Source organism: Streptomyces sp. NPDC020917 (genome assembly GCF_044333795.1).
Lineage (GTDB): Bacteria > Actinomycetota > Actinomycetes > Streptomycetales > Streptomycetaceae > Actinacidiphila.
Window position 1 is genome coordinate 135,555 of the sequence record NZ_JBIRRR010000025.1, and the last position, 26,372, is coordinate 161,926.

Below are 26,372 nucleotides of genomic sequence, written 5' to 3' on the forward strand. Positions count from 1 at the left end.
TCATGCCCGCAGCTTGTAGCCGAAGCCGCGCACCGTCTCGATCCGGTCCTGGCCGATCTTGGTGCGCAGCCGCTGCACGTGGACGTCCACCACGCGGGTGTCACCGCCCCACTCGTAGTCCCACACCCGCTCCAGAAGGCGGTCCCGGGACAGCACGGTGCCCGGCGCCCCGGCGAACTCCAGGAGCAGCCGCATCTCGGTCGGGGTGAGCGCCAGGCGCGCCCCGTCCCGGGTGACCTCCATGCCCTCGGGGTCGATCGCGATGTCGCCGAACGCCAGCAGCGCGGCCTCGTCGGCCGGGTCGTCGGCGGCCGCGGCGCGGAACCGGCGCAGCACCGCGCGGATCCGGGCGACCAGGACCGCGCCGTCGAACGGCTTGGTGACGTAGTCGTCGGCGCCGGCCTCCAGGCCGAGCACGACGTCGATGGCGTCGGCGCGCGCCGACACCATGATCACCGGGACCGTGGACTCGTCCCGGATCCGGCGGCACAGGCTGACCCCGTCCAGGCCGGGGACCATCACGTCGAGCAGCGCCAGGTCGGGCTGCTTGGTGCGGAAGGCCTCCAGGCCGGTCAGCCCGTCGGGGGCCGCGGTGACCTGGAAGCCGTCACGTTCGAGGGCGAGGGTGGTCGCCTCGCGGATGACATCGTCGTCCTCGACGAAGAGGACATGGGTGGCCGCCATGTCCCTATCGTCCCCCAACCGGCGCACTGCTCGTGGGCGACTGCGACGGCAGATCCGGATCCAGCGGGTCGGAGTCGGGCACCGGCAGCGGGTCGGTGGCCAGCGGCTCCGGGGAGGCCGTCGGCGTCTTCGCCCCGTAGTCCTGGTAAGTGCGGGCGACCTGGACGAACTGGCTGCCGCGCCAGACGTACGTGGTCGACTCCTCGCCTGTGGGGTACGCCACAGGGTCGTCGGAACGGTAGACCTCGTGGATCACCTGCAGCCGGCCGCTGTCGACCGTGCCGTAGACGCCGGTGTGCTCGTCCGCGAAGACGTTCTGGTACTTGCCGCCGACCTTCCGGTACACGTACGAGGCCACGCCCAGGCCGTCACCGCAGGTCATGATGTTGACCACCAGGTCGGGGCCGTCACCGGACGTCAGATTGCCGGAGTCGGTGTCCATCGGGTAGGCGTCGTCGTTGCACGGAGTGAGATCCTCGCGCACGTCGGGACTGACGGCGGTGTCCCTGCGGATCATGGTCGCCAGGGCCGCCGGATCGGCGGCGATGGCGGGCGCCGTGGTGGAACGCGGCTTGACGGTCTCGGTCGGTGCCGGCCCCTCCCTGCGGGCTCCGGTCACCGATGTGCCGCAGCCGGCCACCACGACGCACACGCAGATCAGCGCGACCGCCGTGGTCAGGGAGGCTATGCGGCGCACACGCTCTCCCTCCGTGAATAGCCGTAGGTGCCGTGCTCCAGCTCGTAGCGCAGCCGGGCCAGTGCCCGGTGCAGGGTGCTCTTCACCGTACCTGTGGACATGCCCAAGGCGCGGGCCGTCTCCTCGGTCGTGAGCTGGCCGTAGTGGCGCAGCAGCACGACCTGCCGCTGCTTGGGGGCGAGCACCCGCATGGCGTCGCGCAGCATCTCGCGGTCGGCCCGCTGCTCCGCGCCGTCGTCGATGCTGGCCTCCGGCAGTTCGGCGGACGGCACCTCCTCCAGTTTGCGGTTGCGCCACCACTCGGTGCGGGTGTTGATCATCACGCGGCGCATGTAGGCGTCGGCCAGCGCCTTGTCGGCGATGCCGTCCCAGCGGGGGTAGGTGCGGACCAGCGCCGTCTGGACGAGGTCCTGGGCGTCGATCGGGTCGGGCACCAGCCGGCGGGCGCTGCGCAGCAGGGCATCCTGCCGGGTCCGGACGTACTCCTCGAACTCCAGTACCGCGCCGTTCGCCGTCATCGGTGCCTCCGCCCCATCTGCCCATTCGCCGGGCCGGGGGAAGGACTCCCAACCGGCCGCAATTGAAGTTACGAAGCGGATGTTGGGCTTTCGCCACCGCGAGCGCACAGCGAACGCACAGCAACCCATCGGTTGTGTAACGCCCAGGAGCGAATCGGGACAAGCGACGTAATGCGGGTCGCTCCCCGGCGCGTAAAGGGGACATAAGGCCAGGCGAGAAGGAGGGAGGGTGGCCCTCGGTGACGACGCCGGGGCGTCAGGCCGCTGCTCTGCCGGTCATCCCTGGGGCTTGCCGGTCATCACTGGGGCAGCCGGTAGCGGGCACCGGAGAGGGGTTCGACGAGGCCGTCCTCGACCAGGCCGTCCAGGGCCCGCGCCCGCTGGACGGGCTCGTGCCACACCGCGTCCAGGGCCGCCTGCGGCACCGGCTCCCGTGAGGCGCGGAGTACGGCCAGCAGCCGGCCGCGCACCTGGCGGTCGGTGCCGGCATAGGTCTGGCCGCGGCGCGGCGGGCCGTCGTGCGCCGGCGAGCCCGCGAGCCGCCAGGCACAGCGTGCCGCCACCGGGCAGCGGCCGCACTCCGGCGAGCGGGCCGCGCACACCAGCGCGCCCAGCTCCATCGTGGCCGCAGCCCAGCGGGCCGCGGTCGCCTCGTCGGCCGGGAGCAGCGCGCCGGCCGTCCGGCGCTCGGCCGCGGTCGTCGCGTTGGGCGGGTAGGCCGTGCCCGACACCAGCCGGGCGAACACCCGCCGCACGTTGGTGTCCAGGACGACATGCCGCCGCCCGTAGGCGAACGACGCCACCGCGGCAGCGGTGTACTCGCCGACGCCCGGAAGGGCCAGCAACTCGTCATGCGCCTCCGGGACTTCACCGTCGTGCTGGTGCGCTATGGCGGTCGCCGCGGCGTGCAGCCGCAGGGCCCGGCGCGGGTAGCCGAGCCGGCCCCAGGCGCGGACCGCCTCGCCCGGCGGCTCGGCGGCCAGGTCGGCCGGCCGCGGCCAGCGGGCCAGCCACTCCTGGTGCACGGGCAGGACCCGGCTGACCGGGGTCTGCTGGAGCATGAACTCGCTGACCATGACCGACCAGGCGCCCGCGTCGGGGTGGCGCCACGGCAGGTCGCGGGCGTTCCCGTCGAACCAGTCGATGACCAGGTCGTGCAGCTCGGCCACGGCCTGCGGGCGCAGCGGCGGCGCGGCCGCGGACGGCTGCGGGGACCGCCGGTCGGCGGGGTCCGCCGCGTCGTGGCCGGGAGTGGAACCGGCGGACCCGGCGGACTCCGCGGAACCGCCGGAACGGGCGGAGTCCACCGGGGCGTCGGACGCGGCCGGACCGGCGGAGGCGGCGCGGGAACGGGAGTTGCGGAGGTCAGTGCTCATCTCCTTCCGATCCTCGCACATGCCGCGGCCCGGACACGGGCGGTGACCGGTGGTGCGGTTAAACGTGATCATCCGTAAAGACCGGGCGCCCAGCGGCGCGTGTGGCGACGGCGCACGGCCGATCTCCCCTAGAGTTCGCCTGTGGGCTCGATGCGCAATCCCGTGGGACCTCTTCCGTCGTCCATTTACTGGCGGCGGCGGGCCGTTGTGCTGTGCCTGCTCGCCCTGGCCGTCGCGCTGGTGGCGTGGGCGGTCACCTCCGGCAGCGGCAAGGGCGGCAAGGGCTCCGGCGCACCCGCCGGCTCGCACACGCCGGTCGCCACCATCACCGCGGGCCCCGCGCCCACCGGCACCCACATCAGCGGCCGTCCCGGCGGCCGCGACACCGCGCCGGGCGGCACCTCCACCGACGGCGGTACCAGCGGCGGCAGTTCGGACGGCGCGACCGGCGGCACGTCCGCGGGCGCCGGCACCTCCGGTGCGGACACGGCCGGGAACTCCTCCGACGGCGCCGCCAACGCGGGCTCGTCGTCCGGGAGTTCGGGCACGACCAGCTCGGCCGGCGGCGTCGAGCTGCCGGTCGGGTCCTCGGTGCCGGACTGCGCCCCGAACGCACTCCAGGTGGCGTCGGTCCATCCCCGGCAGAACAGCTACGGGCCCACCCAGACGCCGAAGCTGGACCTGACCGTCACCAACACGTCGAGCATCACCTGCAAGGTGGACTTCGGCCCGACGCAGGCGGTGTTCTCCATCACCCAGGCCACTGACAACGGCCATGTGTGGGCCTCCGACGACTGCGGGAAGCCCGCGACCCACCACCTGCTGCAGGTGCCGGCGCACGGCTCGACCACGTACACGCTGGACTGGAACGAGAAGACGAGCGCGCCCGACTGCACCGGCTCCCAGGGCCAGCAGGCCGCGCTGAACGCCACCTACCTGGTGTCCGCCAGGGTCGCCGGCCACAGCACCAAGCCCTCGTCCTTCGCGCTCAGCGCCGACTGACGGCGGCGCGGCCCGCGCGAGCGACTCCGCTGGCCACGCGGAGCGTTCGGCCGTCACGAAGGCCGCCATGCCAAGGGCGTCCTACGAAGGCCGCCATGCGAAGGGCCTCACTGGCGGGTCCTGAAGCGCCGGCCCTACACGTAGCGTTCGAGGATCGAGGACTCCGCCAGCCGCGACAGGCCCTCGCGCACCGAGCGGGCGCGGGCCTCGCCGACGCCGTCCACGGTCTGCAGGTCGTCGACGCTCGCGGCGAGCAGCTTCTGCAGGCCGCCGAAGTGCTCCACCAGCCGCTCGATGACGGTGTTCGGCAGCCGCGGCACCTTCGCCAGCAGCCGGTAACCGCGCGGCGAGACCGCGGAGTCCAGCGACTCCGGCGAGCCGGTGTAGCCCAGCGCCCTTGCCACGGAGACGAGTTCGATCAGCTCGCTCTGCGGCAGCGCGTCGAGTTCGGCCAGCGCCTCGGGCACGGTGCGGCTGCGCTTGGCGGTCGGCTCGGGCACGTAGTCCCGTGCCACCAGCTCGCGTTCGGGCTCCACACCGGCGATCAGCTCGTCCAGCTGGAGCGCCAGCAGCCGGCCGTCGGTGCCCAACTCCAGGACGTACTCGGCGATCTCGGTGGCGATCCGGCGGACCATCTCCAGCCGCTGCGCGACCGCGGTGACGTCCCGGACCGTGACCAGGTCCTCGATCTCCAGCGCCGACAGGGTGCCGGCGACCTCGTCGAGCCGCAGCTTGTAGCGCTCGAGCGTGGCCAGCGCCTGGTTCGCGCGGGACAGGATCGCCGCGGAGTCCTCCAGGACCCGGCGCTGCCCGTCCACGTACAGGGCGATCACCCGCATCGACTGGCTGACCGAGACGACCGGGAAGTTGACCTGCTGGCTGACCCGGTCGGCGGTGCGGTGCCGGGTGCCGGTCTCCTCGGTGGGGATCGCCGGGTCCGGCACCAGCTGCACGCCGGCGCGCAGGATCTTGGTGATGTCCTTGTCGACGATCATCGCGCCGTCCAGCTTGCACAGCTCGCGCAGCCGGGTCGCGGTGAACTCCACGTCCAGGACGAAGCCGCCGGTGCACAGCGACTCCACGGTCTTGTCCATGCCCAGCACGATGAGCCCGCCGGTGTTGCCGCGGACGATGCGCTCCAGGCCGTCCCGCAGGCTCGTGCCGGGCGCGACCGCGCTCAGCGAGGCGCGCATCAGCCCGCCGTCGGCGCCAGAGCCCCCGCCGGATCTTCCGGCAGAGTCTCCTGCCGCCCTACGGGCCGGGGCGGCGCCCCCTGCTCCGTCCTTGGCTGCCACTCTGCAATCCTCCGGTAGCTACGGATGCCCACTGCCGACTCGGCGAGAGGCGAGACCAGGGCAAAGTTTACGTCTTCCTTGCCACCGGAGGGCTGACGCCCGAGCCGTCGAAGTGGCCGGCCGAGGAACGAGGGCGTCCGCGGAGGCGGTGAGCAGGAGGACGGACTGTAAAGCGGGGCTGGGCTGACGCAGGGGGATGGGGCACGCGCGGGCCGGGGGTGGCGGGCGTGGCGCGAGGGTGACGAAGAGGCGGGCGGCGGGGCCGGCCGGGTCCTGGGGCGCGGTCAGGAACGCGGGGCGCGCTGGGGGAGGGCGCGCAGCGCGTCGCCTATGTCCGCGACCTCGATCACCTTCATGCCCGGCGGGATCTTGCCGGGGTCCGGCGGGACGAGGGCGTGCGTGAAGCCCAGCCGGTGCGCCTCGGACAGCCGCCGCTGCACGCCGGTGACCCGCCGCACCTCGCCGGCCAGCCCCACCTCGCCGACCGCCACCAGGTTCTTCGGCAGCGGGGTGTCGATGGCCGCGCTGGCCAGTGCCAGGGCGACCGCCAGGTCGGCCGCCGGCTCCGAGAGCTTCACCCCGCCGACCGTTGCGGTGTAGATGTCCTGCTTGCCGATCGAGCGGATCCTGCCGCGCTGTTCCAGCACCGCCAGCATCATCGACACCCGGGAGGTCTCCAGGCCGGACGTGGTCCGCCGGGGTGAGGGGATCTGCGTGTCGACCGTCAGCGCCTGCACCTCGGCGACCAGCGGGCGCCGGCCCTCCAGCGTCACCGTCAGGCAGGTGCCCGGCACCGGCTCGTCGCGCCGGGTCAGGAACAGCCCGGACGGGTCGGCGAGTCCGGTGATGCCCTCGTCGTGCAGCTCGAAGCAGCCCACCTCGTCGGTGGCCCCGAACCGGTTCTTCACGCCGCGGATCAGCCGCAGCCGGGCGTGCCGGTCGCCCTCGAAGCTCAGCACCACGTCCACCAGGTGCTCCAGCAGCCGCGGGCCCGCGATCGCGCCGTCCTTGGTGACGTGGCCGACCAGCAGGGTGGCCATGCCGCGTTCCTTGGAGGCGCGGATCAGCGCGCCGGCGACCTCGCGCACCTGGGCCATGCCGCCGGGTGCGCCGTCGATCTCGCCGGAGGCCACCGTCTGCACCGAGTCCAGGATCAGCAGCGACGGCTTGACGTCGTCGAGGTGGCCGAGGACCGTGGCCAGGTCCGTCTCGGCGGCCAGGTAGAGGTGGTCGGCGAGCGCCCCGATCCGGTCGGCCCGCAGCCGTACCTGGGACGCGGACTCCTCGCCCGTGACGTACAGGGTCGGGGTCTGCGGTCCTGACGCCTTGGCGGCCACGTCGAGCAGCAGCGTGGACTTCCCGACGCCCGGCTCGCCGGCCAGTAGCACCACGGCGCCGGGGATCAGCCCGCCGCCCAGCACCCGGTCGAGCTCCGGCACCCCGGTGGACCGCGCGGTGGCCTGCCGGCTGTCGACCTGGCCGATCGGCCGGGCCGCGGCCGTCACCCGGCCCGGCGCGGTGGTGCGCACCGCGGGCGCGCCGCCGTACTCCTCGACGGTGCCCCATGCCTGGCACTCGCCGCAGCGGCCGAGCCACTTGACCGTGGTCCAGCCGCACTCGGTGCAGCGGTACGACGGGCGGTCCTTGGCGGCGGTTTTGCGGGTGGCCATGCGATTCACCGTAGCGGGCGGGTCCGACAACGGGCTCAGGGCGGCGTGTTCGGGCCGCGGTCCCGGCGGCGGGTTCGGGCCGTGAGCCCCGGCGCCCGACGATCCGGCGGCCCCTCGGCCTGCCCCCGGCCGGCGGTGGCGGGCGGGCGCCGGCGGCGCATCCGGGGGCGCGCGCCGCGCCGTTCGAGCGCGTGCGCGTGCCGTCACCCGTACGTATGGCCGTCATGTCCGAATTCCGCCTGGATCATTACTCATAAGGGTTAACGTCCGGCCGGAGTGATGAACTCGCCCCCCGTGCGGGCCTACCGTCACCCGGTGATGAGCAGGCAGGAGATCCCCACTCAGAGCACCGGCGCGCACCGCCGGCACCGGGCACCCGCCGGGCGGGCCCGCCCGGCGGACCGGGACCGCGAGCGGCGGCCGCGGGGCACCCTGCCCATGCAGCCGCCCGGGCACTACGAGCCCTATCTCGACGGCCTGTTCACGTACTGCCTGTCCATCCTGTGCGAGCACGACGCGGCCGGCGCCGCCCTCGGCGAGACGCTCGCCCTGGCCGAGCGCCAGCGCGCCCGGCTGGCCGACCCGGCGCTGCGCCGGCCCTGGCTGTACGCGCTCGCCCGCTGGGCCTGCCTGCGCAGGCTGGCCGCCGGCGCGCAGCCGCTGCCGCGCGCCTCGGAGGCCGTGGCCGAGCAGCGCCGCGCCCAACTCGCCTCCCTCGCCTGGCCGGAGGCGGCCGGCACCACCCCCGAGCAGCGCGAGGCCCTCGAACTCGCCGTCCGCCACCAGCTCACGCCGGCCGAGATCGGCCATGTGCTGGGCCTGGACCCGGACGCCGCGCGGTCCCGGCTGGCCCGCGCGGCCTGCGAGGTCGAGCGGACCAGGACCGCGCTGGCCGTCGTCGACACCGGGCGCTGCGCGCTGGTCGCCCAACTCGCCGGGGACACCCGGGTGCTGCTGGGCACCGCGCTGCGCACCGAACTGGTCCGGCACGTCGACGAGTGCGCGGTGTGCCGCCGCACCGCGGAGCGCGTCGTCGCCCAGGGCCCCTGGCCGGGCGCGTCCGCACCGGGCGCCGCCGCGGTGCTGGCCCTCGTCGAGGCGCCGCGGTCGGCGGCGTACGCGGCGCTGCTGCACGCCATGGACACCGGTGTCGGGCGCACCCGCGAGGCGACCCCGCGGTTCGACCGGCGCGGCTTCCCGTTCGACCTCAAGGACCGCGCGGCCCGGCGGGCCCAGCTGCGGCACCGCGCGGTCACCACGACCGTGGTCGCCGCGGTGGTGGCCGCGCCCGTCCTCGCGCTGTGGGCCGCCTACCGGGCGGCGCCGCTGGGCGACGAGGCGCCCGGTGCCCGCGGCCACTCGTCCGTCAGCGAGCCGGAGGGCATCGACGGCGTGCCGTACGAGAAGGCCGGCAGTTCCGTGCCGACCCCACGCGCGGGCGGGGCGGGCCCCGAGGGCTCCGGCCGGCCCTCGCCGTCGGCCGCCGGCACCTCGGGGGACCCCGCGTCGCCGACGGTCTCCGTCTCCTCGGGCACCCCGGCGGACGGCTCCGGGTACCTGATGGTCACCGCGCGCCCCGCGGGCGGCGCCACGACCGTCACCCTGTCCGCGAGCGGCGGCGCGCCCGTCAAGTGGACGGCGACGACGTCGGCGTACTGGCTGGAGCTGTCGGCCCGCGGCGGGGTGCTGCGGCCCGGCGAGTCGGTCACGCTCACCGTCCGGGTGGACCGTGCGATGGAGCCGTCCGGGGCGTGGAGCGCGGTGATCTCGTTCGCGCCGGGCGGGGCGCAGGTGCGGCTGCACGGCTCGTCGACCCGGTCGGTGCCGCCGCCGACCTCCGCGCCGCCGACGTCGGAGCCGCCCTCCTCCTCGCCCCCGCCGACCTCGCAGCCGCCCACGTCGCCGCCGCCGACGACGGACGACCCGTCGCCCTCCCCGACGGACACCGGTTCCTCGGATCAGGGCACGCCGTCCGCCTCGGGGGCCACCGGCGGGGCGTGACCCGAGCGCGGCGGGGCGGGTCCGGAGCCCCCGCGCGGGACGGAAATCCGGAGGCGCCCGGCGCCGGCCGGTGGTTAGGGTCGCAGGATGGGTGAGGGCGGCGGGCGCAAGGACTTCGGGGCTTTCTGGGTCGCACAGACCCTGTCCGTGGTGGGGGACTCCTTCGCGCTGATCGCGCTGCCGCTGCTCGTGCTGCACGCGACCGGATCCGTGGCGCGGATGGGGTTGCTGACCGCGGTGGGCGGCGCGGCGTCGGTCGTGGCCGGGGTGTTCGCCGGCGTCGTGGTGGACCGGCTGGACCGCAGGAAGCTGCTCATCGCCACCGACCTGGTCCGCATGGTGCTGTACGCGCTCATCCCGCTGGCCTGGGCCGCGGGCCCGCAGATCTGGCTGCTCTACGTGGTCCTGCCGCTGGCGGAGGCGGTCGGGATGCTGTTCTCGGTGACCTACGTCACCGTGGTGCGGTCACTGGTGCCGGCGGACCGCCTCACGCAGGCGAACGGCCGGCTGAACGCGACCGCGGCCGCGGCCGGCGTCGTCGGCCCGCTCTGCGCGGGGCTGGTGGTCGCCTGGTTCGGGGCGGCCGCCGCGGTCGGCGTGGACGCGGCGAGCTTCGCGGTCTCCGCCGCCTGCATGAGCCTGGTCCGGTTCCGCGGCCCGCTGCGGGCCGGGAAGCCGGCCGAGGGCGAGGAGGCCCCCGAACGCGTCGGCGTCTGGCGGGAGTTGGCGGCCGGCGCGGCGTTCCTCGGCCGGCATCCCGTGCTGCGCACCCTGACCGTGCTGCTGTCGGTCTTCAGCTTCCTGACCCTGGGCCTGAACGACCTGATCGTCTACCACGTCAAGCACGACCTGGGGCAGGGCGACGGCGCGGTCGGCACGGTCTTCGCCATCGGCGCCCTGGGCACGGTCGTGGGCGCGCTGTCCGTCGCGATGATCCGCCGCGCGCTGGGCTTCGGCGCCGCCTGGATCGGCGGTGTCGCGCTGTGCGGGCTGGCGCTGGCCGCGGTCGGCTCGGCGGGGGGCGTCGCGGCCACGGCCGCCCTGACCGCCCTGTTCCTGGGCTGCGTCAGCGTGGCCGGCACCTGCTCGATGTCGCTGCGCCAGGAGGTGACCCCGGAACACCTGCTGGGCCGCGTCACCTCCGCGCACTGGACCATCCACTACTCGGCGGCCCCCGCCGGCGCGGCCGTCCTCACCTGGGCCGCCCAGCACTACGGCACCGCGTGGGCCTGCCTGGTCGCCGGCTCCTGCTGCCTGCTGATCGCCGTCCTCGCCCTGCTCACGCCGGTCCGCAGCCCCGCGCCCGCCTGAGCACGGGCGCGGTCCCCACGGGCGCGGGCTACGCGGGGTCGGCCGGGTGCGGGGCCACCAGCGGCAGGGCCGCGGCCAGCCGCGCCTCGCACATCCCGACCAGCACCTCGTACGCCTCCGCCCCCAACAGCTCGGTCAGCTCGGCCCTGTACGACACGTACACCGGCTCGCCGCCGCCGTGCGCCGACACCGCAGAGGTGCACCACCAGTGCAGGTCGTGCCCGCCCGGCCCCCAGCCCCTGCGGTCGTACTCCCCGATGGAGACGACCAGCACGCGGGTGTCGTCGGGCCGGTCCACCCAGTCGAACGTGCGGCGGATCGGCAGCTGCCAGCACACGTCGGGCTTGGTCTCCAGCGGCTCGCGGCCGTCGCGGAGGGCGAGCGCGTGCAGCGCGCAGCCCTGGCCGCCGTGGAAACCGGCCCGGTTGGAGAAGATGCAGGCGCCGTCCACGACGCGGGTCTGCCGTTCGCCGTCCTCGTTCTCCTCGGCCCAGTAGCCGTCGCCGCCGGTGCCCAGGCCGTGGAACTGCCACATGTCGGGGGTGAGCCGCGCCACGTGGCCGGCGACCCGCTTCTCGTCGTCGTCGTCCGAGAAGTGCGCCCCCAGCGAGCAGCAGCCGTCGTCGGCCCGGCCGGCCACGATGCCCTGGCAGCCGTGGCCGAAGACACAGGTCCAGCGCGACGTGAGCCACGTCAGGTCGCAGCGGAACACCTGCTCCTCGTCGGCAGGGTCGACGAACTCCACCCAGGCCCGGGGGAAGTCCAGTGCTGTCTCGTCACGGCCGGTCGAGCGGCCCTTCGCCTTCGCCACGCGCCCAAGCGTAAGACCGGAATGCGCGTAATGCCGCAACCCACCCGCGCGTGAGGGGGGCCGGGGGCGCTAGCGTCACCCCATGCGACTCGGAGTGCTCGACGTGGGATCCAACACCGTCCACCTGCTGGTGGTGGACGCGCACCCGGGCGCGCGCCCGCTGCCGGCCTACTCGCACAAGGCGGAACTGCGCCTGGCCGAGCTGCTGGACGAGCAGGGCGCGATCAGCGAGTCGGGTGTGGACCAGCTGGTCCACACCGTCGCGGACGCGATGCGGGTCGCCGAGGACAAGGGCGTGGAGGACGTGCTGCCGTTCGCCACCTCCGCGGTGCGCGAGGCGGCCAACGGCGAGGCGGTGCTGGCCCGGGTCGAGCGGGAGACCGGGGTCGGGCTCACCGTGCTGTCCGGCGAGGACGAGTCGCGGCTGACGTTCCTGGCGGTGCGCCGCTGGTTCGGCTGGTCGGCGGGCCGGCTGCTGGTGCTGGACATCGGCGGCGGCTCGCTGGAGATCGGCTACGGCATGGACGAGTACCCGGACGCGGCGGTCTCGCTGCCGCTGGGCGCCGGCCGGCTGACGAGCGGCTGGCTGCGCGACGACCCGCCGACGGCCGACGACGTCCGCACCCTGCGCCGCCATGTGCGCGCCGAAATCGCCCGCACCGTCGCGGAGTTCGCCCGGCTGGGCCGGCCCGACCTGGCGGTGGGCACCTCCAAGACGTTCCGGCAGCTGGCCCGGATCGCGGGCGCCGCGCGCAGCGCGGAGGGCCTGTACGTGCAGCGGACGCTGCGCCGCGCGGCGCTGGAGGAGTGGGTGCCGAAGCTGGCCGCGATGACCACGGCCAAGCGCGCCGAGCTGCCCGGCGTCTCGGCGGGCCGGGCCCGCCAGCTGCTGGCCGGCGCGCTGGTCGCGGAGGGCGCGATGGACCTGTACGGGCTCGCCGAGCTGGAGATGTGCCCGTGGGCGCTGCGCGAGGGTGTGATCCTGCGCAAGCTCGACGTGATGGCCGCGGACACCGCAGGCGCCGGCCAGACCGCGCCGCCCGCCACCCCCGGCTCGCGGTCCCGGGAGGGCGGCACCGGGGCCACCCTGGCGCCGTGGCGCGGGTGACGTCGCGAGCACGCTGCGTGTCGGCCGTACGCTAGCTCCCGTGGCTGAACCCGTGGACCCCCAGGCGCACCGTGCCGCGAGCCGTACCGGCCGGCCCGTGGCGCTGCCGGGTGCCAGGGTCGCGCTGTCCACCGCCTCGGTCTACCCGGAGTCCACGGCCACCGCCTTCGAGGTCGCCGCGCGCCTGGGCTACGACGGCGTCGAGGTCATGGTGTGGACCGACCCGGTCAGCCAGGACGTGGACGCGCTGCGCCGCCTGTCGGAGTACCACGGCATCCCGGTGCTGGCGGTGCACGCGCCCTGCCTGCTGATCACGCAGCGGGTGTGGTCCACCGACCCCTGGGTGAAGCTGCAGCGGGCCCGGCGGGCCGCCGAGCGGCTGGGCGCGACCACCGTGGTGGTGCACCCGCCGTTCCGCTGGCAGCGTTCCTACGCCCGGGACTTCGTCCGCGGGATCTGGCGGATGGCCGGCGAGACGGACGTGCGGTTCGCGGTGGAGAACATGTACCCGTGGCGGTACCGGGACCGGGAGATGCTCGCCTACGCCCCGGACTGGGACGTGACCAAGGAGGACTACCGGCACTTCACCGTGGACCTGTCGCACGCGGCCACCTCGCGGACCGGGGCGCTGGCGATGGTCGAGCGGATGGGCGACCGGCTGGCCCACGTCCACCTGGCCGACGGCAGCGGCTCGGCCAAGGACGAGCACCTGGTGCCGGGGCGCGGCGGGCAGCCCTGCGCGGAGCTCCTGGAGTCGCTGGCGACCACCGGCTTCGACGGCCATGTGGTGATCGAGGTCAACACCCGGCGCGCGATGTCCGCGGCCGAACGCGAGGCCGACCTGGCCGAGGCGCTGGCCTTCACCCGGCTGCACCTGGCGGCGGCCGCGGGTGTGGGACGCCGCTGACCGGAGCCCGCACGGCTCGGGGCGCTGTCCCGGGCGCGCCGCACGACCGGGAACGGCGGGGAACGGCCGGGAACAGCACGAAACAGCGCGGCACGGCGGTCCCGCGATCCGGACGGGTTGTCCGGATCCTGGGCCGCGGGCGTACGCTCGGACCGCAGGCGGAGCACCGCCTACTCGTACGCACTCGAGTGAACCCTAGGGAGTGGACACCGTGCCCGAGCTGAGGTCACGTACGGTCACCCACGGCCGCAACATGGCGGGAGCCCGCGCGCTGATGCGCGCCTCCGGCGTCGCCAACTCCGACATCGGCAAGCCGATCGTCGCGGTCGCCAACAGCTTCACCGAGTTCGTACCCGGCCACACCCACCTCCAGCCGGTCGGCCGGATCGTCTCCGAGGCGATCAAGGCGGCCGGCGCGGTGCCCCGCGAGTTCAACACGATCGCGGTCGACGACGGCATCGCCATGGGCCACGGCGGCATGCTCTACTCGCTGCCCTCCCGCGACCTGATCGCCGACTCCGTCGAGTACATGGTCGAGGCGCACTGCGCCGACGCGCTGATCTGCATCTCCAACTGCGACAAGATCACCCCGGGCATGCTGATGGCCGCGCTGCGGCTCAACATCCCCACCGTCTTCGTCTCCGGCGGCCCGATGGAGGCCGGCCGGGCCACCCTCGTCGACGGCACGGTCCGCAAGCTCGACCTGATCAACGCGATCTCCGACGCGGTCGACGAGAGCGTGTCCGACGAGGACATCCTGCGCATCGAGGAGAACGCCTGCCCGACCTGCGGCTCGTGTTCCGGCATGTTCACCGCCAACTCGATGAACTGCCTGACCGAGGCGATCGGCCTGTCGCTGCCCGGCAACGGCTCGGTGCTGGCCACCCACACCGCCCGCAGGGCGCTCTACGAGAACGCCGGCCGGACCGTCGTGGACCTGGCCCGGCGCTACTACGAGGACGACGACGCGTCGGTGCTGCCCCGCGCCATCGCCACGCCGGCCGCGTTCGAGAACGCCATGGCGCTGGACATCTCGATGGGCGGCTCGACCAACACGATCCTGCACCTGCTGGCCGCCGCCCAGGAGGCCGAGGTCGCCTACGGCCTCAGCGAGATGGACGAGGTCTCGCGCCGCGTGCCGTGCCTGGCCAAGGTCGCCCCGAACGTCGCGCCCGGCGGCACCTACTACATGGAGGACGTGCACCGGGCCGGCGGCATCCCGGCCATCCTCGGCGAGCTGTACCGCGGCGGGCTGCTCAACGAGGACGTGCACACCGTCCACTCCCGCTCGATCAAGGAGTGGCTGGAGACCTGGGACGTGCGCGGCGGCACCGCGTCGCCCGAGGCCGTCGAGCTGTGGCACGCCGCCCCCGGCTGCGTCCGCTCGGCCGAGGCGTTCTCGCAGTCCGAGCGGTGGGAGTCGCTGGACACCGACGCGGCCGGCGGCTGCATCCGCGACGTCGAGCACGCCTACTCCAAGGACGGCGGCCTGGCGGTGCTGCGCGGCAACCTCGCCGTGGACGGCGCGGTCGTGAAGACCGCCGGCGTCGACGAGTCCATCTGGACGTTCGAGGGCCCCGCGGTGGTCTGCGAGTCCCAGGAGGAGGCCGTCGAGAAGATCCTCCGCAAGGAGATCACCCCCGGCGACGTCGTCGTCATCCGCTACGAGGGCCCGCGCGGCGGCCCCGGCATGCAGGAGATGCTCTACCCGACCTCGTACCTGAAGGGCCGCGGCCTGGGGAAGTCCTGCGCGCTGATCACCGACGGCCGCTTCTCCGGCGGCACTTCGGGCCTGTCGATCGGCCACGCCTCGCCCGAGGCGGCCTCCGGCGGCACGATCGCCCTGGTCCAGGACGGCGACCGGATCCGCATCGACATCCCGTCGCGCTCCATGGAACTCCTGGTCTCCGACGAGGAGCTGGCCGCCCGCCGGGACGCGCTCGGCGGCGTCTACGCGCCGAAGTCCCGCGACCGCAAGGTCTCCGCGGCGCTGCGCGCCTACGCGGCCATGGCCACCAGCGCGGACAAGGGCGCGGTGCGCGACATCAGCAAGCTCGAAGGCTGAGCCGGGAGTTCGCCGCCGGCCGAGCCGGCCGTTCCCACGACACGCCAGTGCCCCGCCGTCAACGCGACGGCGGGGCACTGGCGTGCGGCACCGGTGGTGTCGTCACCGTCCGGACGGAGTCGTGGACGCGTCCGCGGTCACGGGCCGGTCCGCCTCACAGGCCCAGCGCGGCGGCGGTCCGGTCGGCCATCTTCGACTCGCCCAGCGCGTTGGGGTGCACCGGGACGAAGTTGGTGCCGAACAGCACGGGTTCGATCCAGCGGGTGCCGGAGGCCGCGCACGCGTCGTGCCCCTCGGATGCCGCGGACAGGTCCACGTAGGTGGCACCGGTCGCCGCGGCGGCCCGCCGCACCGCCGAGTTCAGATGCGTCTGCAGGTCCCGCAGGTACGGCACGTCGCCGGAGGCGATCGGCATCTTCGCGAAGCACGTCGGGTCGAACGAGGTCGGCAGGATCCACGGGTAACCCAGGATCGCCACCCGCGCGTCGGGCGCCTTGGCCCGCACCGCGGCGAGCGCGCCCACCAGTGCGGGGTAGGTGCTGGAGTCGATGGTGTCGTCGAAGCTGCTGCCGTACAGGCTCTGGCACGGGTGGCCGAACCCGAGCGTCGCGACGCCCGCCGAGCCGCACGCCAGGATCGCGTCGATGAACGTGTTGTTGTCGTTGCCGCCGATGGTCATCGTCACGAGCTTGGTGCTGCCGCTCAGCGCGTCGAGCTGCGGAGCGACCCCGGGGTACTGCGACCCCGCGAAGTCCTTGGTCTGCGCGCCGCCGCACGTCGCGTCGGTGAGCTGCGCGCCGGTGCGCGCGGCCAGCACGTGGGGGTAGTTCGCCGTCGAACGGGCGCACAGCAGCGAGGCGTTCGGGTCCAGCGGCAGGATGCCGGAACCGGCGCTGTAGCTGTCGCCGAGTGCCACGTACGGCACGGGACTTGAGGCCTGAGCGGACGGGGCGGTCAGCCCGAGGGCCGCGGTTCCCGCGGCGGCGACCGCCGCGAGGCCGCGGACGAGAGCGCGCAACGACATCTGGATCTCCCTTGACGACAGACGTGGGGGGCGTCGTCCAGCGCGGTCCCGCGCTGGAGCAATGCCTCGACGCTGCGCGGAACTTACTGACCGGTCAGTAGGTCGTCAATACGTCGCGCACGGAATGTCGCGCCGGGCCGCGCACCTGCGCGGGGCCGTACCGCCATGCCGATCACCGGCGGTACGGCCCCGCGCGAACGGCGCCGCGGCGGTCGGACCGCTGCCCGGCCGCCGCGGACGGGTCAGCTGTGCCAGCCGCTGTCCATCGGGCTCGGCGACGTGCCGGGCTCGCCGGTCGGCGGGCAACTGTGCGTGGGCGTCGGCCCGTTGGTCGGGGGTTCCGTCGTGGGCCCGGTGGTGGGCGGTTCCGTCGTCGGGCTGGTGGTGGGCGGTTCGGTCGTGGGCTCGGTGGTCGGAGGCTCCGTCGTCGGCCCGGTGGTCGGAGGTTCGGTCGTGGGGCTGGTCGTCGGTGGCCCCGTCGTCGGCTCCGTCGTGGGGCTGGTCGTCGGCGGTTCCGTCGTCGGCCCGGTGGTGGGCGGCGTGGTGTTCGGGCCGGTCGTGGGTGCCGCGCCCTCGCACGTCACGGCCACGTGCCCGAGTTCCGCATGGGTGAGCGGGCCGTCGTACACGACGTCGCCGTCCGTGCCGGTGAACGTGCCGGTGATGGTGACGTCGAGGCCGGCCCGGGCGCTGCCCACGGGCTGGTACGCGCCGCCTGCCGGGTCCTCGAAGCGGTCGTACGTGACCGTGAGCGTGGCGCTGCGGACCGTGCCGGCCAGCCCCAACTCCTCGCCGGTGACCTCCAGTTGCGTGGTGCCCTCCGGCACGAGGTGGCCGACCACGTCGATCTCGTCGGAGTCGGTGTGCGCGTAGGCCAGCGCCAGCGGGCCGACGGGCGGCGGGATGCACTCCACGTAGGAGTCGAGCGAGCCGATGCTGAGGAAGTCCGGCCGGGTGAGGGCCAGCGTGAACCCGGACGCCTGCGCCTGCGCGTAGTTCTTCGAGGGCTCGGCGTCGGTCTTGGCGGTGAGGGAGCCCTCGACGGTCAGATGGTCCTGCAGTCCGGAGGGGTCGGAGAAGTCCCCGTTGTCCAGGCCCGCGTCGGCTGCCGAGGCCGCGGTCCCGAACGTGCCGTGGAAGGCGTCGAGACCCAGGGCGGGCGCGGACGAGATGGTCAGGTCGGCCAGGGTGCTGGTGGCGACCTCGCCGGCGGCGTGCGCGTCGCCCGGGCTGACCGCGACGAAGCACGCCGCCGCGATGGCGCAGGCCGAGGTCGCACCGAGCGTCACACGGGCCAGCGCCCTGCGACGTCTGCCACCGGCGGTGTCACTGGAAGGAGCGGATGCAATGGACATACGACCCAGAACACCGCATAGCTCAATCAATCGGTCACAACATCTGCCGAACGGGTGTGTTGGCGGAACCCCCGGCCGACCCGCCGCCGCAGCCAGCCGGATCGTCCGCCGGGGTCTGCGGCCCGCGGTGAGAGGTCAGTTGGGCGGGGCGACCAGTCCCGCCTCGTAGGCCATGATCACCAGGTGGACGCGGTCGCGCGCGCCGAGCTTGGTGAAGAGGCGGGCGACATGGGCCTTGGCCGTCGCGGCGCTGATGGACAGCTCGGCCGCGATCTCGCCGTTGGACAGGCCGCGGCCGACCAGGGTCAGGACCTCGCGTTCGCGCTCGGTGACCACGCCGTTCAGGCTGCGGGCGGCGGGGGCGGGGTCGGGACGGACCGCGAAGTCCGCGATGAGGCGGCGCGTCACGGACGGCGCGATGAGCGCGTCGCCCGCCGCGACCACCCGGATCGCGGTGAGGATGTCGTCGATGGCCATGTCCTTGACGAGGAAGCCGCTCGCCCCCGCCCGCAGCGCCCCGTAGACGTGGTCATCGTCGTCGAAGGTGGTGAGGACGAGCACCCGGGCGGACGCGGTGTCCGCGCCCGCGGTGATGATGCGGGTCGCCTCGATCCCGTCGAGGTCGGGCATGCGGATGTCCATCAGGACGACGTCCGGGCGGGTCTCGCGGGTCAGGGTCACGGCCTCGCGGCCGGTCCCGGCCTCCCCGGCCACCTCGATGTCCGGAGCATCGGTGATCAGGACACGCAGGCCCGTCCGCACCAGCGGCTGGTCGTCGGCGAGGACGACGCGGATGGTCACGACGCCGGCCCCTGCGGTTCCGTTCCCGCCTCCAGTCGTCCCGTTCCCGGCTTCGGCGACGAGCCGCCCGATGCCGCCTCCGCCACCGCTTCGTCCGACGCCGGTGCTTCCGCCACCGTTTCGTCCGCCGGCAGCGGCAGCCACGTTTCGACGCGGAACCCGCCCGCCGGCAGCGGCCCGGCCGCGAACCGCCCGTCCAGCAGCGCCACCCGCTCGCGCATCCCGGCGATGCCGAACCCCGGTCCCCGCGCGGCCGGTCGGTGGCCGTGCTCCCGCTCCTCCCGCCGCCCGCCCGCCGCCGGGCCGTCCTCGATACGCACCCTCAACTCCCTTTCCCCGTAGGTGATCGTCACCGTGCAGGCACGCGCCGCCGCGTACCGCACCACGTTGGTCAGCGACTCCTGGACGATGCGGTACGCGGCCAGGTCCACGTCCGGCGGCAGCGGCACCTCGGCGCCCTCGCGGCGCAGCGCCACCCGCACGCCGGCCGCCGCGGTCGACGCGGTCAGCCGGTCCAGGTCGGCGAGGCCGGGGGCCGGCGCCAGGTCGGGACCGCCGGGGGCGGTCCTGCGCAGCGCGGTGAGCGTGCGGCGCAGGCTGGCCAGCGTCTCGCGGCTGGTCAGCTCGATCGTGCTGAGCGCGGCCCGCGCCTCCTCAGGCTGCGTGTCGATGACCCGGCTTCCCATGCCCGCCTGGATGGCGATCACCCCCACACTGTGCGCGATCATGTCGTGCAACTCCCTTGCTATTCGCAGCCGTTCGGCGGCGACCGCCTGTTCGGCGGCCTGGGTGCCTGCTGCTTCCGCGTGTACCCGGTTCTGGTGGACCGAGTCCCCGATGAGCCAGGCGACGAGCCCGGACAGCGCGACGATCAGCGCCGTCGGCCCCTGGATCGAGTGGTGGAGCAGCGCCCGGGCCAGCGTGTAGCCGGTGACCGTGGCCAGGGCCAGCGCCGCGGCCGGCACCGAGGTGCGCCGCGGATGGGTCGCCGCGAGGTAGCAGACGCCGATGTCGACCGGCAGGAACTCCAGCAGCGGGATGCCGAGCACGCTCAGCGCCGTGGTGGACACCACCGTTCCGGTGAGCAGCATGACCATGGCCGACATCGGCCGGCGTACTACCGCCGTGGAGAGACCGACGAGCCCGGCGGCCACGACCAGCAGCAGCCCGAAGCCCTTGGCCGCGCCTGCTCCCGCGAACACCGGGCCCGGCCTGCCCAATCGGTCAACCAGCGGGTAGGCGGTCGCCAGCCCCCAGACCAGGGCCGGCCATGCGCCCGGCGGGACGCGTTTGACCAGCGGCGGACGCTGGTTCGGGCGGGGCAGGGCAGCCATGCCCCGAGAGTAGCCAGCGCTGTCTGGGCGGTCATCGGCCCCCGGGACTACGCCCGTGGGCCACATCGCGACCGCCGAACTGTGGCCCCCCGCCCGATGCCGCCCGCCCCCGCACGGAGGCACCGTGAACGGCGTGATCGACGTCAACGAAGTCACCAAGAGATACGGCGGGACCACCGCCGTCGACCGCCTGACCTTCCGGGTGCGGCCGGGCCGCGTCACCGGCTTCCTCGGCCCGAACGGCGCGGGCAAGACCACCACGCTGCGGATCATCCTCGGCCTCGACGCCCCGACCGGCGGCACCGCGACCGTCGGCGGCCGCCCGTTCCGCGAACGGCCCCGCGGCCTGCGGCACGTCGGCGCGCTGCTGGACGCCCACGACGTGCACGGCGGGCGCAGCGGCCGGGCCCACCTGGCCGCCCTGGCCCGCGGCAACCGCATCCCGCGCGCCCGGGTCGACGAGGTGCTGGCCGAGGTGGGCCTGGAGAGCGCGGCCGGCCGCCGCGTCGCCGGCTACTCGCTCGGCATGAAGCAGCGCCTGGGCATCGCGACCGCCCTGCTCGGCGATCCGCCGGTGCTGGTGTTCGACGAGCCGCTCAACGGCCTCGACCCCGAGGGGGTGTTGTGGGTCCGCGGGCTGTTCCGCCGGCTGGCCGCCGAAGGCCGGACCGTCTTCGTGTCCAGCCACCTCATGGCCGAGATGGAGCACACCGCCGAGGACCTGGTGGTCATCGGCCGCGGCGCGCTCATCGCGGCCGAGACCGTGCGGGACTTCGCGGCCCGCGGCACCGCCACGACGGTGACCGTCCGCACGCCCGCCGCCACCCGGCTCGCGCCGCTGCTCGCCGCCGAGGGCGGGCGGGTGACCGCGGCGGAGGACGGCGACGTCCTCTCCGTCACCGGCCTGCCCGCCGCCCGCATCGGCGAACTCGCCTTCCACGACGGCGTGATGCTCCAGGAACTGGCCACCCGCAGCACGTCCCTGGAGGACGCCTTCCTCGAACTGACCGCAGGCAGCGGCGCATACCTGGCAGGAGAGGCCCGATGACCGGAAGCACGGCACCGACCCCGACGGCGGCCACGGCGACGGGCGCGCAGCCGGGCACGCCCGCGAGCGCCGCCCCCGGCACGGCACGCGGTCACGGACCCGGCGAACGGGCGCCCGCCGCCGAACAGGCCCGCTTCCGCGACCTGGTGGCCGCCGAGTGGATCAAGCTCTGGTCGCTGCGCTCCACCGCCTGGGTGCTCGCGCTGAGCGGGCTGGCGGTGATCGCCACCAACCTCAACGCGGCCAACGCCGACTCCCACAACTGGCCCGGCTACAACGCCGACATCCGCGCGCACTTCGTCCCGGTGTGGGCGCTCCGGGACGCGTTCACCAACGTCTCCGCGACGATCCTGATCCTCGCGTGCGCCGGCCTGGGCGGGATCGCGATCGCTGGCGAGTACAGCACCGGGCTGATCCGCACCACGTTCACCGCGGTGCCTGCCCGGCGCTCGGTGGTCGCCGCGAAGGTCGCTGTCCTGACGCCGGTGTTCACCCTGTTCGGCACGGCCGTCGCCTTCGCGTCCTTCTTCGGCTCGCAGGCGATCCTGTCCCGGCGGCACATCGGCGTTGCGTTCGGCGACCCGGCGACCGTGCGCGTCGTCGCCGCCTCCGCCCTCCTCGCACCGGTCGCCGCGCTCGCCGGCTTCGGCATCGGCGCCGTCGTCCGGCACAGCGCCGCGACCATGGTCGTCAGCGTCCTGGTCCTGCTGCTGCTCCACACCCTCTTCAGCGAGAAGCACCGGTGGACCGCCGACATCGAGCACGCCCTGCCGTTCCCCGCCTGGGACCGCCTGACCAGCGTCGACGGCTGGCACCCGCCCGGCCTGTACGGCGCGACGCTCGCCGGGTCCTGGACCGTCCTCGCGCTGTGGCCGCTGGTGGCGGTGGTCACAGCGGTGCTGGTGGTCGGCCGCCGGGACCTGTGAGGCGTCCGCCCGAAGGCCGGGCGAGGACGGGCCGAACCGGGGGAGTGCGGGCCGAACCGTGGGAGTACGGGTGATCCGGGACATTCCCGGGCCATACGTCATAATCGATGACGTGAGCGAATCGACCAGCACCTCCAGGAAGCGCCCGTCCGCCCGGTCCCGGGCGCAGGCGCGGCCGCAGCCGGAACCGATCCGGTTCTTCGGCACGACCTGGGTCGAGCACGACGGCGGGTACCGGGGGCGCCGGGTCGCGGTCTCCGCCGGCTCGCTGGCCGCGGCCGCGGCCGGGGCGTTCGCCCTGCGGTTCGGCTTCCAGGGGCTGGCCGACTCCGACGTCAACGTCCTGGTCGTCATCCTCGCGGTGTGCGGGTTCGCCGTCTGCTCGGCGCTCGCCTTCCAGCGGACGTGGCAGTCCTTCACCACTCCACGGGCCAAGGGCGGCGCGGACGACGCGGACGCCTCGCGGGGCGTCTACGCGATCGGCTTCATCGGGGCTTTGCTCGCCTACTTTGTCCGGTCCCTTACCGAGGCCCCCGGTGAGGCGCTCGCCCGCGCCACCTACGAGTCCCCCCGCTCCCCTCACTGACCCCCCTCCCTCCCCGCGCCCGGATTCGTCCTACCCCAACCGGGCAGCCCCCGGGCGGTACGCCCCGTCCCACGGTCCGCCGTGTCTTGTCGCGCCGGGGGCACCTCCCAGGCGAAGCGCTGGGGGACCCCGCGCCCCTTGCGGGATCTGGGGTGCCCCCTGGGCTGCGTTGCCGTCGCAACGGTTCGTTTTGGCTTGTCGCGGAGTTCCCCGCGCTCCTGGAGCATCGCCCCTCCGGGGCGGGGGTCCGGGGTGCCCCCGGGCCGCCGTTGCCGGGTGCTGCGCCGTCGTGGCTGGTCGCGCTGGGGGCACCTCCCAGGCGAAGCGCTGGGGGACCCCGCGCCCCTGACGGCAACTGGGCAGCCCCCGAGGGCGCTTTGCCGTCGAGCGGTCGGCTTTGGCTGGGCGCGGAGTTCCCCGCGCTCCTGGAGCATCGCCCCTTCGGGGCGGGCATCCGGGGTGCCCCCGGGGGTGCGTTGCCGGGCACGGACCCGTTGGGGCTGGGCGCGGAGTTCCCCGCGCTCTTGGGTGCGCCCGGTGGGTAGGGGAGCCGGGCCCTATTCCTCCCGCAGACGGGGGGCGGGCTGGGAGGGGACGGTGCGGGAGTGTCCCCGCAGGAACTGTGCGTGCGCCCGGGCAAGCCGATGGAAGAAGCCGCACGCACAGTTCCGAGGAGATACTCCCGTGGCGGCCCCGACCCACCCACCGAACGTGCACCGCCAGGGGCGCGGGGAACTGCGCGACCAGCCACGACGGCGCGGCAGGCGGCAAAGCCCCCCGTGGCCACCCCGGTTGCCGGGGTGCCCCTGGGACCTGCGCGACCAGCCGCAGCGAGACCAGCAGACGGCAACGCGCAGCGACCGGCGCCTCAGGCCTTACGAGAAGCCGCCACCGACCCCACGCCCCCCACGACCGCCGCGACAACCGCGCCATGCCAGAGCCCGGTCCACACCGACCCGAAGAAGCCCTGACTGGTCAGGACCTGCCGCACGACCAGGTCGAAGAAGAACATCGCGGTGGCAGGCACGGCCGCCACGCGCCAAGGGTGCCGCCGCGCCCACCGCCGTATGCGGCGATCGCGCCCCTCCCCACGCGAGGAGTACCCGAGCGCGGCCCCTGCCCCACCCACGCAGAAGAACAGGAGCGCCGCAATGGATATCGCACTGCTGAAGATGCCGAGCCCGAAGTGCCCCGACACGAGGTGGAGGGCCAGGTCGACCCCTCCGCCGAGCGCGCCGACGACCGCGGCCGGCCGCCAGGGACCGAGGGTCGCCGAAGCCACGGCCAACTGCCGCTTCTCCGCGCCCGACACAGCGATTTCACGGGATGAACGCCTCATACCGCCAACGGTCCATCGCAGGGGACGCGAACGCCATAGGGGATGACCCTGACGATTCCCCCACGCCCGCCCCGGACCCCCGGGGCAACCCCGTCCCACCCGGCCACCGCCACCGGAAGCACCGCGTCCGGGTCACCTGGAAGGATGGGCCACCACCAGCCCCGCAGGTGCGACGAGGAGAGCCGCCGCCATGACCGACCTGACCCGCAGCCAAAAAGTCGCCGTCCTCGGCACCGGCAAGATCGGCGAGGCCCTGCTCTCCGGCATGATCCGGGCCGGCTGGGCCCCCGCCGACCTCCTCGTCACCGCCCGCCGCGCCGAACGCGCCGAGGAACTGCGTGCCCGCTACGGCGTCGAGGCGGTCAGCAACGCCGAGGCCGCCAAGGCCGCCGACACCCTGATCCTGGCCGCCAAGCCGCAGGACATGGGCGCGATGCTGGACGAGCTGGCCCCGCACCTCGCCGCCGACCGGCTCGTCATCAGCGCGGCCGCCGGCATCCCGACCACCTACTTCGAGGAGCGCCTCGCCGAGGGCATCGCCGTCGTCCGCGTGATGCCGAACACGCCGGTGCTGGTCGACGAGGGCATGTCCGTGATCTCCGCGGGCCGGCACGCCACCGAGCAGCACCTCGCCCGCACCGAGGCGATCTTCCAGCCCGTAGGCAAGACCCTGCGCGTTCCGGAGAAGCAGCAGGACGCGGCCACCGCGCTGTCCGGCTCCGGGCCCGCGTACTTCTACTACCTCGTCGAGGCCATGACCGACGCGGGCATCCTGCTCGGCCTGCCCCGCGCCCAGGCCCACGACCTCATCGTCCAGTCCGCGATCGGCGCCGCCGTCATGCTCCGCGACAGCGGCGAGCACCCCGTCAAACTGCGCGAGGCCGTCACGTCCCCGGCCGGCACCACCATCAACGCCATCCGGGAACTGGAGAACCACGGCGTCCGCGCGGCCCTGCTGGCCGCACTGGAGGCCGCCCGCGACCGCAGCCGCGAGCTGGCCTCCGGCGCCTGACCTTCAGTGCCTGACCTTCAGGCCGGCGGCAGCAGGCCGATCGCCCGGTAGGCCCTGTCGACGGTCGGCCGGGCGAGCGCCCTGGCCCGCGCCGCCCCGTCCCGCAGCACCCCGTCCACGTACCCCGGGTCGGCGCTCAGCCGGGCGTGCCGCTCCTGCAGCGGACGCAGCAGCTCGACCACGGCCTCGGCGGTGTCCGCCTTCAGCGCCCCGCTGCCCTCGTACGCGTCGGCCAGCGCCGCCGGCTCCTTGCCGGTGCACGCGGACAGGATCTCCAGCAGGTTCGCGACGCCCGGCCGGGTCTCCGGCTCGTACGTCACTCCGGCCTCGCTGTCCGTCACCGCCCGCCGGACCTTCTTGACGATCGTGTCGGGCTCGTCCAGCAGGTAGATGATCCCGGCCGTCGCGTCATGGGACTTGCCCATCTTGGCGGTGGGGTCCTGGAGGTCCATCACCCGCGCGGCCACCTCCGGTACCACCGCCCGGGGCACCACGAAGGTGTGGCCGTAGCGGTGGTTGAACCGCTCGGCCAGATCCCGGGTCAGCTCCACGTGCTGCGTCTGGTCCTCGCCCACCGGCACCTCGTCGGCGCCGTAGATGAGGATGTCGGCCGCCATCAGCGCCGGATAGGTGAGCAGCGACAGCCGCACGCTCTGCCCGGACGCCTGCGCGCGGACGGACTTCTCCTTGTACTGGATCATCCGCCGCATCTCGCCGTCGGAGGCGACGCACTCCATCACGTAGGACAGGCGGGCGTGCTCGTCGACGTGGCTCTGCACGAACACCGTGCAGAGCTCGGGGTCCAGCCCGGCGGCGAGCAGCAGCGTCGCCCCCTGCCGGCTCAGCCGGCGAAGGCGCGCGGGATCGTGGTCGACGGTGAGCGCGTGCAGGTCCACGACGCAGAACAGCGACTCCGCGCGGTGCTGGTCCTTCTCGACCCACTGCCGCAGCGCCCCGAGGTAGTTGCCCAGGGTCATGTGGCCGGTCGGCTTGATCCCGCTGAAGATGCGTGTCATGAGCGCGTGCTCTCCCTTGTCAGGAGCCGCCGTCTCGTCACGGCCGGGAGAACGCGAAACGGCCGCCTGAGGCGGCGGCCGTCGGATGCATACGTGAGTCCCGGGCCGCCCTAGGCGGCCCACCACTGGGTGCAGCACGTGTGCGAAGTCATGGACACAGAGTACCGGAGCGGGGACAGCGGAGGGCAGAGTTGACACCGCCGGATCTCTTCCGTAGTGTCCTTCGGGTTGTCCGACGTGAGCGCCGACTCCGGTCGGTCCCCGGACAGCCATCCCGCAGCAACGTACTCGGATTCACCACGACGGCCGTCTTCGGCCTGATGTGGCTTCCGTTTGCCTGTTTACGGAATGCCGGAAGGGAAAGCGGCCGATTTGGATCGGCCGGTGAACATCCGCTAAAGTCTCACTCGTCGGAACGGCCCAACAGCCGGGAAGACGGACCCCGCTGACTGGGGGTCAGACACTGGAAAGCGTCTGATACAGTCG

General features: G+C 74.0%; 23 protein-coding genes. 10 read left to right on the forward strand and 13 right to left on the reverse strand.

Features of this window, described 5'->3' with window-relative positions; genetic code table 11:
• The 4 genes from cseB to ACH4TG_RS36335 form a co-directional block, all read right to left on the reverse strand.
• Positions 1-684 carry a two-component system response regulator CseB gene (gene cseB, locus ACH4TG_RS36320; RefSeq protein WP_398246943.1) on the reverse strand — a complete coding sequence of 228 codons (684 nt, stop codon included), beginning with the start codon at positions 682-684 and terminating at the stop codon, positions 1-3.
• A gap of 4 nt (positions 685-688) precedes the next feature.
• Entirely contained in the window at positions 689-1,381 is a 693-nt protein-coding gene (locus tag ACH4TG_RS36325; protein WP_398246944.1) for a hypothetical protein, read from the reverse strand.
• Positions 1,369-1,899 carry a SigE family RNA polymerase sigma factor gene (locus ACH4TG_RS36330; protein WP_398246945.1) on the reverse strand — a complete coding sequence of 177 codons (531 nt, stop codon included), beginning with the start codon at positions 1,897-1,899 and terminating at the stop codon, positions 1,369-1,371. The genes ACH4TG_RS36325 and ACH4TG_RS36330 overlap by 13 nt, the downstream gene beginning before the upstream one ends.
• A 299-nt stretch (positions 1,900-2,198) precedes the next feature.
• Positions 2,199-3,275 carry an A/G-specific adenine glycosylase gene (locus tag ACH4TG_RS36335; protein ID WP_398246946.1) on the reverse strand — a complete coding sequence of 359 codons (1,077 nt, stop codon included), beginning with the start codon at positions 3,273-3,275 and terminating at the stop codon, positions 2,199-2,201.
• Between the two features lie 162 nt (positions 3,276-3,437).
• On the opposite strand from ACH4TG_RS36335, the gene ACH4TG_RS36340 reads away from it, so the two are divergent.
• Positions 3,438-4,277, forward strand: coding sequence for a hypothetical protein (locus tag ACH4TG_RS36340; protein WP_398246947.1), 840 nt, complete (start codon positions 3,438-3,440; stop codon positions 4,275-4,277).
• Between the two features lie 134 nt (positions 4,278-4,411).
• Here the strand turns inward: ACH4TG_RS36340 and disA are convergent, their stop codons facing one another.
• Entirely contained in the window at positions 4,412-5,470 is a 1,059-nt protein-coding gene (disA, locus tag ACH4TG_RS36345; protein WP_398246948.1) for a DNA integrity scanning diadenylate cyclase DisA, read from the reverse strand.
• Positions 5,471-5,856: 386 nt separating this feature from the next.
• Positions 5,857-7,242 (reverse strand): DNA repair protein RadA, encoded by a 1,386-nt coding sequence (gene radA, locus ACH4TG_RS36350; protein ID WP_398246949.1) that lies wholly within the window; start codon positions 7,240-7,242, stop codon positions 5,857-5,859.
• A 318-nt stretch (positions 7,243-7,560) separates the two neighbouring features.
• Here radA and ACH4TG_RS36355 point away from each other — a divergent pair, with 318 nt between their 5' ends.
• Both ACH4TG_RS36355 and ACH4TG_RS36360 read left to right on the forward strand, forming a co-directional pair.
• Positions 7,561-9,243, forward strand: a complete 1,683-nt coding sequence (locus ACH4TG_RS36355) for a hypothetical protein (RefSeq protein ID WP_398246967.1) — start codon at positions 7,561-7,563, stop codon at positions 9,241-9,243.
• A gap of 87 nt (positions 9,244-9,330) precedes the next feature.
• Complete coding sequence (locus ACH4TG_RS36360; protein WP_398246950.1) at positions 9,331-10,554, forward strand: MFS transporter; 1,224 nt, start codon at positions 9,331-9,333, stop codon at positions 10,552-10,554.
• Positions 10,555-10,582: 28 nt separating this feature from the next.
• Here ACH4TG_RS36360 and ACH4TG_RS36365 read toward each other — a convergent pair whose 3' ends face one another.
• Positions 10,583-11,365, reverse strand: a complete 783-nt coding sequence (locus ACH4TG_RS36365; protein WP_398246951.1) for a hypothetical protein — start codon at positions 11,363-11,365, stop codon at positions 10,583-10,585.
• 82 nt (positions 11,366-11,447) lie between these two features.
• On the opposite strand from ACH4TG_RS36365, the gene ACH4TG_RS36370 reads away from it, so the two are divergent.
• The 3 genes from ACH4TG_RS36370 (at position 11,448) to ilvD (ending at position 15,445) form a co-directional block, all read left to right on the forward strand.
• Positions 11,448-12,473 (forward strand): Ppx/GppA family phosphatase, encoded by a 1,026-nt coding sequence (locus ACH4TG_RS36370; protein WP_398246952.1) that lies wholly within the window; start codon positions 11,448-11,450, stop codon positions 12,471-12,473.
• A gap of 52 nt (positions 12,474-12,525) precedes the next feature.
• Positions 12,526-13,380, forward strand: a complete 855-nt coding sequence (locus ACH4TG_RS36375) for a sugar phosphate isomerase/epimerase family protein (RefSeq protein WP_398246968.1) — start codon at positions 12,526-12,528, stop codon at positions 13,378-13,380.
• A 211-nt stretch (positions 13,381-13,591) separates the two neighbouring features.
• Positions 13,592-15,445, forward strand: a complete 1,854-nt coding sequence (gene ilvD / locus ACH4TG_RS36380) for a dihydroxy-acid dehydratase (RefSeq protein WP_398246953.1) — start codon at positions 13,592-13,594, stop codon at positions 15,443-15,445.
• 154 nt (positions 15,446-15,599) lie between these two features.
• On the opposite strand, the gene ACH4TG_RS36385 is transcribed toward ilvD, so the two are convergent.
• The 4 genes from ACH4TG_RS36385 to ACH4TG_RS36400 all read right to left on the reverse strand — a co-directional run bounded on the left by ACH4TG_RS36385 (position 15,600) and on the right by ACH4TG_RS36400 (position 19,959).
• Positions 15,600-16,469: an SGNH/GDSL hydrolase family protein gene (locus tag ACH4TG_RS36385; RefSeq protein WP_398246954.1), complete on the reverse strand. Its 870-nt coding sequence runs from the start codon at positions 16,467-16,469 to the stop codon at positions 15,600-15,602.
• 242 nt (positions 16,470-16,711) lie between these two features.
• On the reverse strand, positions 16,712-17,758 hold the full coding sequence (locus ACH4TG_RS36390; RefSeq protein WP_398246955.1) for a hypothetical protein: 1,047 nt from the start codon (positions 17,756-17,758) through the stop codon (positions 16,712-16,714).
• A 201-nt stretch (positions 17,759-17,959) separates the two neighbouring features.
• A complete protein-coding gene (locus ACH4TG_RS36395; RefSeq protein ID WP_398246956.1) occupies positions 17,960-18,625 on the reverse strand; it encodes a response regulator in 666 nt (221 codons plus the stop codon).
• The gene (locus ACH4TG_RS36400) at positions 18,622-19,959 is read right to left on the reverse strand and encodes a sensor histidine kinase (protein ID WP_398246957.1); all 1,338 of its coding nucleotides are present in this window, start codon (positions 19,957-19,959) and stop codon (positions 18,622-18,624) included. The genes ACH4TG_RS36395 and ACH4TG_RS36400 overlap by 4 nt, the downstream gene beginning before the upstream one ends.
• A 133-nt stretch (positions 19,960-20,092) precedes the next feature.
• On the opposite strand from ACH4TG_RS36400, the gene ACH4TG_RS36405 reads away from it, so the two are divergent.
• The 3 genes from ACH4TG_RS36405 to ACH4TG_RS36415 all read left to right on the forward strand — a co-directional run bounded on the left by ACH4TG_RS36405 (position 20,093) and on the right by ACH4TG_RS36415 (position 22,519).
• Complete coding sequence (locus tag ACH4TG_RS36405; RefSeq protein WP_398246969.1) at positions 20,093-21,007, forward strand: ATP-binding cassette domain-containing protein; 915 nt, start codon at positions 20,093-20,095, stop codon at positions 21,005-21,007.
• Positions 21,004-21,933, forward strand: a complete 930-nt coding sequence (locus ACH4TG_RS36410) for an ABC transporter permease (RefSeq protein ID WP_398246958.1) — start codon at positions 21,004-21,006, stop codon at positions 21,931-21,933. The genes ACH4TG_RS36405 and ACH4TG_RS36410 overlap by 4 nt, the downstream gene beginning before the upstream one ends.
• A gap of 112 nt (positions 21,934-22,045) precedes the next feature.
• Complete coding sequence (locus ACH4TG_RS36415; protein ID WP_398246959.1) at positions 22,046-22,519, forward strand: hypothetical protein; 474 nt, start codon at positions 22,046-22,048, stop codon at positions 22,517-22,519.
• An 868-nt stretch (positions 22,520-23,387) separates the two neighbouring features.
• Here ACH4TG_RS36415 and ACH4TG_RS36420 read toward each other — a convergent pair.
• Positions 23,388-23,858 carry a hypothetical protein gene (locus ACH4TG_RS36420; RefSeq protein WP_398246960.1) on the reverse strand — a complete coding sequence of 157 codons (471 nt, stop codon included), beginning with the start codon at positions 23,856-23,858 and terminating at the stop codon, positions 23,388-23,390.
• A 190-nt stretch (positions 23,859-24,048) separates the two neighbouring features.
• Between ACH4TG_RS36420 and proC the strand changes: the two genes are divergently transcribed.
• Positions 24,049-24,870, forward strand: coding sequence for a pyrroline-5-carboxylate reductase (proC, locus tag ACH4TG_RS36425; RefSeq protein ID WP_398246961.1), 822 nt, complete (start codon positions 24,049-24,051; stop codon positions 24,868-24,870).
• Between the two features lie 17 nt (positions 24,871-24,887).
• On the opposite strand, the gene trpS is transcribed toward proC, so the two are convergent.
• Complete coding sequence (gene trpS, locus ACH4TG_RS36430; protein WP_398246962.1) at positions 24,888-25,886, reverse strand: tryptophan--tRNA ligase; 999 nt, start codon at positions 25,884-25,886, stop codon at positions 24,888-24,890.
• Between the last annotated feature and the right edge of the window lie 486 nt (positions 25,887-26,372).

What these genes read in the sequence shown, in the direction of transcription:
- cseB (WP_398246943.1), bottom strand. Translation starts at nt 684, where the DNA reads ATGGCGGCCACCCATGTCCTCTTCGTCGAGGACGACGATGTCATCCGC.
- ACH4TG_RS36330 (WP_398246945.1), bottom strand. Translation starts at nt 1,899, where the DNA reads ATGACGGCGAACGGCGCGGTACTGGAGTTCGAGGAGTACGTCCGGACC.
- ACH4TG_RS36335 (WP_398246946.1), bottom strand. Translation starts at nt 3,275, where the DNA reads ATGAGCACTGACCTCCGCAACTCCCGTTCCCGCGCCGCCTCCGCCGGT.
- disA (WP_398246948.1), bottom strand. Translation starts at nt 5,470, where the DNA reads ATGCGCGCCTCGCTGAGCGCGGTCGCGCCCGGCACGAGCCTGCGGGAC.
- radA (WP_398246949.1), bottom strand. Translation starts at nt 7,242, where the DNA reads ATGGCCACCCGCAAAACCGCCGCCAAGGACCGCCCGTCGTACCGCTGC.
- ACH4TG_RS36355 (WP_398246967.1), top strand. Translation starts at nt 7,561, where the DNA reads ATGAGCAGGCAGGAGATCCCCACTCAGAGCACCGGCGCGCACCGCCGG.
- ACH4TG_RS36360 (WP_398246950.1), top strand. Translation starts at nt 9,331, where the DNA reads ATGGGTGAGGGCGGCGGGCGCAAGGACTTCGGGGCTTTCTGGGTCGCA.
- ACH4TG_RS36370 (WP_398246952.1), top strand. Translation starts at nt 11,448, where the DNA reads ATGCGACTCGGAGTGCTCGACGTGGGATCCAACACCGTCCACCTGCTG.
- ACH4TG_RS36385 (WP_398246954.1), bottom strand. Translation starts at nt 16,469, where the DNA reads ATGTCGTTGCGCGCTCTCGTCCGCGGCCTCGCGGCGGTCGCCGCCGCG.
- ACH4TG_RS36400 (WP_398246957.1), bottom strand. Translation starts at nt 19,959, where the DNA reads ATGGCTGCCCTGCCCCGCCCGAACCAGCGTCCGCCGCTGGTCAAACGC.
- ACH4TG_RS36410 (WP_398246958.1), top strand. Translation starts at nt 21,004, where the DNA reads ATGACCGGAAGCACGGCACCGACCCCGACGGCGGCCACGGCGACGGGC.
- ACH4TG_RS36420 (WP_398246960.1), bottom strand. Translation starts at nt 23,858, where the DNA reads ATGAGGCGTTCATCCCGTGAAATCGCTGTGTCGGGCGCGGAGAAGCGG.
- proC (WP_398246961.1), top strand. Translation starts at nt 24,049, where the DNA reads ATGACCGACCTGACCCGCAGCCAAAAAGTCGCCGTCCTCGGCACCGGC.
- trpS (WP_398246962.1), bottom strand. Translation starts at nt 25,886, where the DNA reads ATGACACGCATCTTCAGCGGGATCAAGCCGACCGGCCACATGACCCTG.